General features: G+C 40.9%; 1 pseudogene. It reads left to right on the forward strand.

Annotated elements, in window-relative coordinates:
• Positions 1-237 (forward strand): annotated as a pseudogene (locus CD111_RS12535) (hypothetical protein); the annotation flags it as partial.

The following is a 237-nucleotide window of genomic DNA, read 5'->3' on the forward strand; positions in this document are numbered from 1 at the left end:
GGAAATGGTACACCAGACGGGGATGAAGATGCGGATAATGATGGTATTCCAAATAAAGAAGAATCTGATCCAAACGGCACAATGGTAACGGATAAAAATAACGATGGAAAGCCTGATATCACGACACCTAAGAAAGATAATACACCTAAGGTGACAGACACTGATGGCGACGGCATTCCAGATGATCAAGATCCTGATATCGATGGCGATGGTATCAATAATAAAGATGAAGAAGTT

Origin of the sequence: Mammaliicoccus stepanovicii (assembly GCF_002902525.1) — a bacterium.
GTDB lineage: Bacteria > Bacillota > Bacilli > Staphylococcales > Staphylococcaceae > Mammaliicoccus > Mammaliicoccus stepanovicii.